Raw genomic sequence first — 11,897 nt, 5'->3', positions numbered from 1 at the left:
GTATAATATTTAAATTAATTTTCTTAAATTAAATAATGGTAATTTTTATCAATAAATCTAAAAAATCGTTACAATAGAATTAATAATAATTCGATTACAGGAGACTACTCATGAAAAGGATGCTTTTTTACATATTATTATGCTTTATATTAGCAATCATTGGACATGGCTATGTTATCTATAGATTTATAAATGAGGGTGTTTTATTTACGGGGCCCAATGATGGCATGGAACAAATGATACCGATGCAAATGTATTTGTATGATAAATGGAGTCAAGGTCAATGGTTTTACGCCACTGATTTCGGATTAGGTGGAGATTTTTTCACTGACCTAAGTTACTATTTTTCAACCAATATTTTGTTTATACTTAATGTAATTTTCATCTTTCTCATAAAGTTAGCGATTGATTGGGACACGCAAGACATTATGTTTTGGATGACAAATGCTATTGTATTGTCCATTTTTAAATCAACATTAGCGATGTTAGCAACTTTTGGTTTTGTACGCTATATTACTCAAAATAAAAGCATCGCAGTACTAACGTCATATCTTTTTGTCATATCACCACTCTATTTTAGATTTACTGTATATTGGCCATTTTTCAGTGATATTTTTATATTATTACCGCTACTCTTATGGTCTATTGAATTATTTTTACAAAAAGAAAAAAAAGCCATGTTTATCATCGTAGTCACAGTTTCCTTAATAAATAACTTTTATTTTGCGTATTATCAACTCATCGTAGGTCTAATCTATTTTACAGTTAGACTAATATTTAAACATAGACATGATATCGTTCCTAGATTTAAAGCAATATATACCATCTTCATTGCTGCAATTTTAGCACTTGGTTCCAGTCTTTTCTTTTTTTATCACGGTTTACGTGCTTATACCAATAACAGACGTATACCTTTTAATGGAGACGTAGATTTTTTAGAACCTTTCAACCAAAACACGAATGTATTTTATGACAATTACTTAATAGTGATTTTATTTATAGTGATACAAGCACTGTTATCATTTAAACTATACAAGCATTTTTATTTTAAGTTATTTGCAATTTTTATGATTCTTACTATAGGTGCTAATTATTTGCCATTTGTCGACCAGCTCTTTAATGGTTTTTCTGCTCCCCAAAAAAGATGGCATTACCTAATTGCTTTTAACGCTGCATTACTCATTGGGTTATATGTAAAATACTTTAGCACGTTAACAATTAAAAACTATATTTTTTCTTCAATCATCAGTTTAAGTTTTATTTATGTGAGTGCATGGATTTATGATGATTTTGTTGCATGGCTCTGGTTTACACCTATTGTTTGTTTGATAGGCTTGCTAGTACTGTGTCTTAAAGCTCCAGCTTATCGTAAATGTTTCATTTATTTTTATTATACTGCCATATTGATATTAGCGACACTTGTTGTAGCCGTTTTTATACGCAATCAAATTTATTTTGAAGACCATGTTGAACGAGCAAATCGCTATTATGTCAATGCAAGTCTGTTTAACACACCGTTACAAAGACAATTAGTCTCTGAAATGAATCATTCAAAAACGGAAGACGAACGTATCGATTGGCGTGTTAATGAACAAGATAACACACCGATGTATCAATTCTTTAAAGGTTCAAGTTTATATTCAAGTATTTTTCATCATAACATTTTAGACTATTACTATGATGATTTGAAAATTAACCTTCAATCTGAATCAGTGAGTAGATACCAAAGTACTAATGGACGACAAAATATTAGCAGTTTATTTTCAATGAAATATTTAATGTTAAAAGATTACGAAAACAATGTGCCTAGTTATTTTAAAAATGTAAAAAGTGAGGGACAATACCACATTTATGAGAATACTTTAAACTTGCCTACTGTAAAAGTGACTAATCAAATATATAATTCCGACACTTTAAAAACGCCTATCGATCGAGAACATGCGATGTTGGATGGTGTTGTTATAAAAAATTCAGGTAAACCTTACACGGATAACGCACAAAACCTTATCGATGCGACTAAAATATCTTACCAAAATATAAAAGTGAAAAATAATCAACAAATCTATCTGACCAAAAACCAAGGTCAGATTAAAATTCACGTCCCAAATCACATAAGAAAACGTTATTCAGACTTTTATTTAAATTTAAAAGTTCGACGTGGTCAACCCGATAGTAATTATACAATTAATATAAATAATTATGCTAACCACCGGTTGTATAACAATTCGACCTATAAAACTGGTGTTGAAAACCAACTATATAGGACACAACCAGACAAAGATGGTAATATTAACATAGCTATTAACCCTAGAGGTAGTTATTATTTTGATATTCAAAGTCTTCATGGTGAAAATTATAGCAAACTCAAAAAAGCCTATAATAAGAAACAAAATCATTATTATAATGATATTAAAAATGGAGTAAAAGTGAAGTTAGCACCACATACAAAGGGAATCGCAACGATTAACATTCCATATCGTGACGGTATGGTGGCTTATGTAGATCATAAAAAAGTAAAACCTAAAAAAGTAAATTATATGATGACTGGCGTACCAGTCACTAAACAAGATAGTGAAATTATCATTAAATACCGCCCTAAATATTGGTTTACGATGATTATAATTTCAGTTATAAGTATCTTAATAAGTATTTTTTGGTGTCTAAAGAAAAAATCTAAACTTAAATAAAGGAGTTTATCTGAGATGAGGTATGACCGTGTTTCATAGAATTTGGTCCCACAAACTAACAAGATTTTTAACAATTCTTTTAATGGGCGTCGGCGTAGCTTTATTAACGTTCACACCTTATATTTATCGCTATTTAACTGACGGTACTGTATTTAGTGGTCATGGTGATGGTTTTAGGCAAATGATGCCTTTCCAAATGTATCTTTACGAACACCTTAGCCAATTCAAAAGTTTTTATGACCATTCTTTTGGTTTAGGTGGAGATTATGTTAAAGATTTATCCTATTACTACGCAACCTCACCTTTTGTACTAATTAATTTTTTATTCGTGTGGTTATCTGAAGTAATATTTAATAGCAACCCTAGCGACATCACGTATTGGGCAAGCAATCAATTAATAGTAGCTTTTTTCAAATGCATCGCTACATTTACCGTTGCGTTCTATTTCTTTAATTATATCAAGCTCAAAAAACACATAGTATTTTTGGCTTCAATGTTATATGCAGCTTCAACAACCGTTATTTATTTTAATTTTACTTGGTCATATTATGGAGATTTATTAATTTTTCTTCCCCTATCTTTGCTCGGTATTGAACGGTTTTACAAAGATAGAAAAATAGGATTATTTATTTTTTCTATTGCTTTAACATTATTTTCTAATTTTTATTTTAGTTATTACGAAGCTATTGTAATTTTGAGTTACTTTATCTATAGATGTGTGTTCCCTCATGCAAAAGATATTGTTACTAGGAAGCAACAACTTTGGATGATTCCTACAGCTGTTATATTAAGTACTTTAATTGCTATTTGGGGCTTTTATACTGGCGTTTCTTCTTTTTTAAACAATGATAGAGTAAGTAATCCTAATTTTAATTTTGGTGTCATTACAGATTTCGCACGACAAAAACATTTTTTTACAAACGGATTTTATATCACTGTGACTATCATCGCACTCATTGCCTTACTATCTTTTAAACTATATCGACATTATTATTATAAACTTTTTGCGATTGCAACTTGGATCATGCTTATAGGATCACTAACCCCTCTTTTCGATAGTATGTTTAATGGGTTCTCAACGCCTGAACGCCGTTGGGTTTATATATTTGCACTTACTACTGCTGGATTAATAGCATTGTTCATTCATTATTTATCTGAATTATCTTTGAAGTCGTATATATTCGCTTCCCTTCCAGTATTAATGATTATGGGAATCATGCAAATGATCGTTAAAGACCAGAAAATGACATGGATGGGCATCTGTCTCGTAATTATGATTTTTATCGGCATATTGCTTTATAAAAAATCACTATTCAAATTAAATTGGCCGTCTATTGTGCTAATCATATTATTCATTATTCAACAAGCGATTATTTTAGATAACGACCATGTCAATAATGTTCAAAAATACGAATCAACTGTTTCATCAATGCATGATTCAAAATATAAAAGTCCTGCACTAGCTAATAAAATAGATAAAATTAAACAGCATCAAGACGATCCATTCAGTAGAATTGATTACATGTCACAATACGGCTTGAATTCACCAATGATATATCATTTTAACGGTATTGCATTATATTCAAGCATTTTCGATGGCGACATTTTAAAGTATTATGATAAAACATTACAAATCAATATGCATACGGATAAAAACAGCACTTATCGTCTACTTTCAAATAGAGCAAATTTGATGGCACTTTGGGATGTCAATGATCGCATTCGTCGCCCAGAAGACAAGAATATCCCCTATGGCTTTTCTAAGCAAAGTACAATCAAACATTCTGATGAGGAAACCTTTATACATTCAACAAATAAAGCCAATTATCCTAGTGCGCACATTACAAATAAAGTATTTGATAAAAAAGACCTCAAATCGCCTATGGATAAAGAACAAGCTATGTTACAAGGGATAGTTTTTGATCAAGCAGATGAATATCCTACAAATCAACAGTTCACACCAAATAAAAACTTACTATCAGAAACTTCTACTAATTTAATTAATGCAAAGCGTACGCAAAAAAATAAATTAACCGTTTCTAAGGATGGTGGAGGTGTCCATTATCAGTTACCAGCATCTATTGCAAATCAGTATGAAGATCTCTATGTAGAGATGGATGTTGAATTGTTAGGGCCAGACAAGGCTCACAATGTTGGTGTGAATGAATATAATCAACATCGTAATAACCTATCTTATAAATATAGACGTTTTGTCACTCCAGTAACGATGCGAGTAAAATCTGTGCAAGACTTGAATATAAAATTATCTAAAGGTAATTATCGCTTTAATGTTAAAGGAATTTATGGAGAAAACTACGATGTATTAAAGAAAGCACATAAACAACTACATTCTGTGAAAGTTTCACAAAATCCACGTCATTATACAATTAAAAAAAATAAAAATGATGAAGGCTATCTCGTGTTGCCAATGCCTTATAGAGATGGAATGAAAGCTTATACAGACAAAGGCAAAACATTACCAGTTAAAAAAGGCAATGGTATCATGACAGTAATTCCTGTAGAGCAAGGACAAAAGACAATTACACTTAAATATACACCGCCCCATACATGGTTATTAGTAATAATAAGTATTATTGGAATCATTTTAAGTTTCGTTTATACAAAATGGATTTATATTAAAAAATAATATCATCTTCAAATTGATTACAAAATATAAAAAAGAAGCAGTTCCTAGTCGGAACCGCTTCTTTTTTATGACTTTTATGCTGATTAACGAATTTCTTTAATTCTAGCAGCTTTACCACGTAATTCACGTAAGTAATATAATTTAGCACGACGTACTTTACCGCGACGTTTAACTTCAATTTTTTCGATTTTTGGAGTGTGTAATGGGAATGTACGTTCCACACCTACACCTGAAGAAATCTTACGTACTGTGAAAGTTTCTGAAATACCTCCACCGCGACGTTTGATTACAACACCTTCGAATACTTGGATACGTTCGCGAGTACCTTCAATAATACGTACGTGAACTCTTAAAGTGTCACCTGGACGGAATGAAGGTAAGTCTGTGCGTAATTGTGATTGTGTTACTGCTTCGATTAATTTGTGATTACTCATTATTTTTTCTCTCCTTCAACCTATGTTCTTGCCTAGACAAATATATAGCAGCGGATCATAGTGATTTTCGTGTGTCGCACACTTAAATTATGTTAGCACACTGTTATTCATTTTTCAATTGCTTTTTGTATCTTTCTAAAATATCTTTGTCTTTATCAGTAAGTGAATAATTTTCTAATAAATCTGGACGCTTTTCCCATGTACGTATCAGTTTTTGTTCATGACGCCATTGATCAATATGCGCATGATTCCCTGACAATAATACCTCTGGTACGTTCATATCTTGATAGGAACGTGGTCTGGTATATTGTGGAAATTCTAATAATCCATCCTGAAAAGAATCATCTTCATGTGATTGTTGATTACCTAAAACACCTGGAATTAATCTTACAATTGCATCGGTCATTACCATCGCAGGTAATTCTCCACCTGTTAAAACATAATCTCCCATAGAAATTTCATCCGTAACTAAATGCTGACGGATACGTTCATCATATCCTTCATAATGCCCACAAATAAAAACTAAATGTTCGGAATGACTGAGTTCCTGTGCAATTTCTTGATTAAATGGTCTACCTTGTGGGCACATTAAAATCACGCGTGTATTTTCTGTTTTTTCAATATTCTTCATCGCATTAAATATAGGTTCTGGTTTAAGCACCATACCTTGCCCACCACCGAAAGGATAATCATCTACTTGATTATGCTTATTTTCAGCAAAATCTCTAAAATCAACAGTATTAATTTGTAGCATTTCCTTATCTTGCGCTCTTTTTAAAATCGATTGATTTAATACACCGTCAAACATTTGAGGGAACAAAGTTAAATAATCTATCTTCATTACTCCAACAGTCCTTCCATAGGCGTAATATCAATACGTCTACCTTCAATATCTATATGTTTAACAACATCTTCTATATATGGTATAAGATATTCTTTATCCCCTTTGACAACCCATACATCATTGGCACCCGTTTCAAAAATTTCTATCACTCTTCCAACAGGAGTTTCATTATCATCGAATACGGTACAACCAATAATATCTGAGTAATAGTATTCGTGCTCCCCTAATTCAATTTCTTCATGATCTCGTTCTTGTAATAGGATTTCACCTTTTAAATGCTCAATATCATTAATATTGTTGATACCTTCAAAGGTCAACATGTGCAAGCCTTTATGCATACGATATGTCGCAATTTTCAATTCTATTGTTGGTTCGTTTTGACGTTCTATCATCACAGTTTCACCTGGTTGAAAGCGTACATCTGTAAAATCTGAGTGAGATTTGACTTTAATTTCGCCTTTTATACCATGTGTATTGATAATTTTGCCTATTTCTACTTTCATATAAGCTCCTCCGATAATGTATATGTATCATTGAAATTCGTTATTTTTTATTTTTCGACTAAAATAATTATAACATGAATTGTTAGTATTATTTTAAACCTTCTCTATATGTTATGAGCTAAAATATTGTATAAATCATCTTAAGTCATTCTTGATCAATGTATTCACTCGTATAAGCCTACTAAATTGTTGATGTTGCTTTATATAAATGATTACCGGTATGCTAATTTAAAAGGCTGGGACAAACGAATTGTCTCAGCCTTTTATGATTATATTGGCATGCACAATGGTTAACATTCAACCATAGTCATCCATACCGAGATGAGTCGTCGAAATCATTTTAAATGACTACGATTTCCACGACTCTCTCTTTTTTTAAAATTTTTATGTGCTAATAATGACGATTATTTTTGATCGTCAAATTTTTTCAAGATACCTTCTCTTGATAAGATGTTGTGTACAGTATCTGTTGGTTTAGCACCATTTTTCAACCATTTTAATGCTAACTCTTCGTCAATTTTAACTTCTGGAGCATTTACATTATTTGGATTATAAGTTCCGATTTGTTCGATGTTACGACCATCACGTGGCGCACGAGCATCTGCTGCTACGATACGATAGAATGGATTTCTTTTTGAGCCTAAACGTGTTAAACGTAATTTAACTGCCATTTATATTCTCTCCTTTGATTGTTCTAATTTTTATTTTCTACAAGAAATAATATTAACAGTTATCTAGAAGTTTGTAAAGAGTTTCTTCTTTACCATTTTATACTTTTAATCACTTCATTGTACCAATATTATTTTCGATATCATCGTAAACTTGACATTAACTATTAAACACTATAAATTGAAAATAAATTAAATATTAAATGCACTAGGGGTGTTTTTTAACTGAGATGAGATTTACTCAAACCCTTTGAACCTGATCTAGTCCATACTAGCGGAGGGAAGTGTTACAAAAATAACAAAGCTATATCAACATATTAACTATAGATTGTAGATTTTTAGTACACAGCTTCTCTTATGGAGGTTGTGTATTTTTTTATTTAATAAATGATTCTAGGAGTGAAATGATGAGTAAAACAATACTTATAACTGGTAGCAGTAGAGGATTAGGCGCATCCATTGCAAAAACTTTAGGTAGCCAAGGGCATCATGTAATTATCAATTATTTTCAGAATAAGACATTAGCAGAAAAGGTTGTAGACGAAATTGGTCACGAACATGCAATTGCGATTCGTGCTGATGTCACAGACAGAGCACAAGTAGATCAATTAATTGCAGAAGCCACCAATCATTTTGGAAAAATAGATGCTGTTGTGAATAATGCGCTTATAGGGTTTAAATTTGATCCTTCTCGCCAAAAATCATTTAAAGACTTAAATTGGTCAGATTACCAACAACAAATTGACGGCACTCTAAAAGGCGCTTTTAATGTAACCCAAAGTGTTATCGACCAATTTATTGAGCATAAATCAGGTACTATTATATCTATCGGAACGAATTTATACCAAAACCCTGTCGTTCCCTATCATGAATATACTACCGCTAAATCAAGTTTAATCGGTTTTACAAGAAATATTGCTGCTGAACTTGGTCAATATGGCATCAAAGCTAATGTCGTTTCTGGTGGTTTATTAAAAACTACAGACGCCAGTGCTGCCACTTCAGATGAAGTATTTGAATTAATTGAACAGACTACACCATTACATAAAGTAACAACACCACAAGATGTAGCAAATATGGTAGCATTTCTAGTTAGCGATCAAGCTAATGGTATCACTGGTCAAAATATTACCGTAGATGGCGGTTTAACAATGAACTAAAATATGGAGGGCATCAATTATGACGCACGATCAACATCTCAATATAGGTGTATTAATTTACGGTTGTGGCCATCACCAAGCTGCATGGCGTATGCAAGATTCTAGTATTGAACGAATCGGTGATATCAATTATTATCAATCGTTAGCTCGACTATCAGAACGAGGCTTGCTAGATGCTATATTTTTTGCTGATAATCAATCTTTTCCTGCAAAAACGGATAATGACATGCCTGCTTTTTGGTTTGACCCTTTAATGAATTTAGCAGCAATTGCGCAAGTAACTCATAATATAGGTCTTGTTGCGACTATCTCAAGTACATTTTCGAATCCTTTTACTGCTGCAAGACAATTATTGAGTCTTGATCATATGAGCCAAGGACGTGCAGGTTGGAATTTAGTAACATCTATGACGGATTTAGAAGCTGCAAATCATAGCATGTCTAGTTTACCCGCACATCACGAACGCTACAAAAAAGCAGATGAATTTGCATGTGTTATGAATCAACTATTAACATCTTGGAGCTTAGAAGATTTTGTACATGACAAGACACAAGATATTCTAATCAATGCAAATCATATCCATGCCATTAGTCATACTGGAGAACACTTTAAAGTACAAGGACCTTTAACAACACCAAGTAGCCTACAAGGAAAACCTGTTGCTATGCAAGCTGGTGCATCCGACCCTGGTATTGCACTAGCTACGAAATACGCAGATGCCGTTTATGCAGTAGCTTGGAATATACAACAAGCTACTATATTTAGAAAAAGATTAAATCATCAACTGGAATTAGCAGGTAAATCAAAGAACAGTTTGAAAGTCTTTCCAGGACTAGTCACATATGTCGCACCAACATACGAAGAAGCTTATGCTAAAAAGCAAAAACTAGACACACATTTAGCAACTGAAACAGCATTAAATCAATTAGAATTTTTCATTCATCAAGATTGTCATAATTGGGATTTGGATGAACCGGTCCCACCTTTACCACCATTGGAATCTTTTAATGGCCCTAAAGGTCGTTACCAAACTGTATTGGAAATTATAAAAGATAAAAACCCAACTTTACGACAATTGTTAGGCTATCTCAGTGCAGGTGGTGGACACTTGACACTCATCGGAACGCCTGAACAGATTGTTGACGAAATGGAACGTTGGTTCAATGCAGGGGTAGCTGATGGATTTAATTTAATGCCACCAACTTTACCAAATAGCTTAGAAGATTTTGTAGATTACATCATTCCTGAATTACAAAAAAGAAATCTTTTTAGAATACAATATGAGGGTAAGACATTTAGGGAAAATATGAATTTACCTAAATCAAATTAAATAACTTCCCACCTACACATAAAATTTCATCATTTAATATTTTCCATGATTTTGTAACGCGCTGACGCCTAGGGTTATGATATGAACGAGAGACTACTGGCTCGAGCCATATCCCCAGGCAAGCATGCGCGAGCAAAATCTCAATTCATATAAAAAGGACCAATCCATTTTCATACGGATTAGTCCTTTATTCGTAATGAGCCTTATGTTCCACTCACTGCTTTTACAACTATTTTATAGACAATTGTTAAAACGGTAAATTCATACCATTTAACATATTCTCCATTTGCTTACGTTTACCTTTTTTACCTTTGCCGCCACCAGAAAATTGCTTCATCATTTTCTTCATTTCGTTAAATTGTTTCATCAATCTGTTAACTTCTTGAACAGTACGTCCTGAACCCTTAGCTATACGTTTTTTACGTGATACATTTAATGTTTCTGGGTTATTACGTTCATTAGGTGTCATAGATTGAATAATAGCTTTAATATGGTCAATTTGTTTATCATCCATATTAAGATTATTCATCCCTTTCATTTTGTTCATACCAGGAATCATTTTCATAATGTCATCTAATGGACCAAGGTTTTTAACTTGATCTAATTGTTCTAAGAAATCTTCCAAAGTAAATGATGACGTACGCATTTTCTTTTCTAAATCTTTCGCTTTATCTTCATCTACATCTTGTTGTGCTTTTTCTATTAAACTTAATACATCACCCATACCTAATATTCGAGAAGCCATACGTTCTGGATGAAATGGTTCTAAACCATCTAATTTTTCACTCATACCAACAAATTTAATTGGCTTTTGTGTCACTGATCTAATTGATAAAGCAGCACCACCACGTGTATCACCATCTAGTTTAGTCAAGGTTACACCTGAAACTTCTAGCTGTTCATCAAACGATTGCGCTACATTTACTGCGTCTTGACCAGTCATCGCATCAACAACAAGCATAATCTCATCTGGTTTAGTAATTTCTTTTACATCACTTAATTCTTCCATTAATGCTTCATCAACATGCAAACGACCTGCCGTATCAATAATAACAAAATCTAAATGTTCTTCCTTTGCGTGTTTAATGGCATTTTCTACAATTTGTTGAGGTTTTACTTGATCCCCTTCACTGTAAACAGGAATATCAATTTGCTTACCAACAGTTTGTAATTGGTCAATCGCAGCTGGTCTATAAATATCGGCTGCTACTAATAATGGTTTTTTGTTGTATTTTTTACGCATGAGTAATGCTAATTTACCTGCAGTTGTAGTTTTACCTGCACCTTGTAAACCAACCATCATCACAACTGTTGGCGGTTTATTGGCCATCTTGATAGTTGCATTTTCGCCACCCATCAGTTGTGTAAGTTCTTCTTGTACTATCTTAATGACTTGTTGTCCAGGTGTTAATGACTTCATTACATCTGAACCTAAAGCTCGTTCTGATACGGTTTTGACAAAATCCTTTACGACTTTAAAGTTAACGTCTGCTTCAAGTAATGCTAGTCGGACTTCTCGCATCATTAATTTAATATCTGCTTCTGTAACTTTTCCTTTGCCACGGATCTTTTGCATCGTCCCTTGAAGACGATCGGATAATCCTTCAAATGCCATATCATTACC

General features: G+C 32.7%; 9 protein-coding genes and 1 riboswitch. Of the genes, 4 read left to right on the top strand and 5 right to left on the bottom strand.

Going from position 1 to position 11,897, the window contains the following annotated elements; all coding sequences use genetic code 11:
• Positions 1 to 110 precede the first annotated feature (110 nt).
• Positions 111 to 2,687, top strand: coding sequence for a YfhO family protein (locus MUA21_RS04650; protein ID WP_262561972.1), 2,577 nt, complete (start codon positions 111 to 113; stop codon positions 2,685 to 2,687).
• A gap of 28 nt (positions 2,688 to 2,715) precedes the next feature.
• Entirely contained in the window at positions 2,716 to 5,334 is a 2,619-nt protein-coding gene (locus tag MUA21_RS04645) for a YfhO family protein (protein ID WP_272884851.1), read from the top strand.
• A gap of 83 nt (positions 5,335 to 5,417) precedes the next feature.
• Here MUA21_RS04645 and rplS read toward each other — a convergent pair whose 3' ends face one another.
• The 4 genes from rplS to rpsP form a co-directional block, all read right to left on the bottom strand.
• A complete protein-coding gene (gene rplS, locus MUA21_RS04640; protein WP_019468465.1) occupies positions 5,418 to 5,768 on the bottom strand; it encodes a 50S ribosomal protein L19 in 351 nt (116 codons plus the stop codon).
• Between the two features lie 103 nt (positions 5,769 to 5,871).
• Entirely contained in the window at positions 5,872 to 6,609 is a 738-nt protein-coding gene (trmD, locus tag MUA21_RS04635; protein ID WP_262561970.1) for a tRNA (guanosine(37)-N1)-methyltransferase TrmD, read from the bottom strand.
• Positions 6,609 to 7,115 carry a ribosome maturation factor RimM gene (gene rimM / locus MUA21_RS04630; protein ID WP_262561969.1) on the bottom strand — a complete coding sequence of 169 codons (507 nt, stop codon included), beginning with the start codon at positions 7,113 to 7,115 and terminating at the stop codon, positions 6,609 to 6,611. The genes trmD and rimM overlap by 1 nt, the downstream gene beginning before the upstream one ends.
• Positions 7,116 to 7,519: 404 nt before the next feature.
• On the bottom strand, positions 7,520 to 7,786 hold the full coding sequence (gene rpsP / locus MUA21_RS04625) for a 30S ribosomal protein S16 (RefSeq protein WP_019468468.1): 267 nt from the start codon (positions 7,784 to 7,786) through the stop codon (positions 7,520 to 7,522).
• Between the two features lie 197 nt (positions 7,787 to 7,983).
• A riboswitch (TPP riboswitch) is annotated at positions 7,984 to 8,083 on the top strand.
• Positions 8,084 to 8,190: 107 nt separating this feature from the next.
• On the opposite strand from rpsP, the gene MUA21_RS04620 reads away from it, so the two are divergent.
• On the top strand, positions 8,191 to 8,943 hold the full coding sequence (locus MUA21_RS04620) for a 3-oxoacyl-ACP reductase (protein ID WP_073342302.1): 753 nt from the start codon (positions 8,191 to 8,193) through the stop codon (positions 8,941 to 8,943).
• A gap of 19 nt (positions 8,944 to 8,962) precedes the next feature.
• Positions 8,963 to 10,273 (top strand): LLM class flavin-dependent oxidoreductase, encoded by a 1,311-nt coding sequence (locus tag MUA21_RS04615; RefSeq protein WP_262561968.1) that lies wholly within the window; start codon positions 8,963 to 8,965, stop codon positions 10,271 to 10,273.
• A gap of 247 nt (positions 10,274 to 10,520) precedes the next feature.
• On the opposite strand, the gene ffh is transcribed toward MUA21_RS04615, so the two are convergent.
• On the bottom strand, positions 10,521 to 11,888 hold the full coding sequence (gene ffh / locus MUA21_RS04610; RefSeq protein WP_046208656.1) for a signal recognition particle protein: 1,368 nt from the start codon (positions 11,886 to 11,888) through the stop codon (positions 10,521 to 10,523).
• Between the last annotated feature and the right edge of the window lie 9 nt (positions 11,889 to 11,897).

The organism is Staphylococcus ureilyticus, assembly GCF_025558845.1.
Taxonomy (GTDB): domain Bacteria; phylum Bacillota; class Bacilli; order Staphylococcales; family Staphylococcaceae; genus Staphylococcus; species Staphylococcus ureilyticus.
This window is presented reverse-complemented; position numbering and strand designations above follow the sequence as displayed.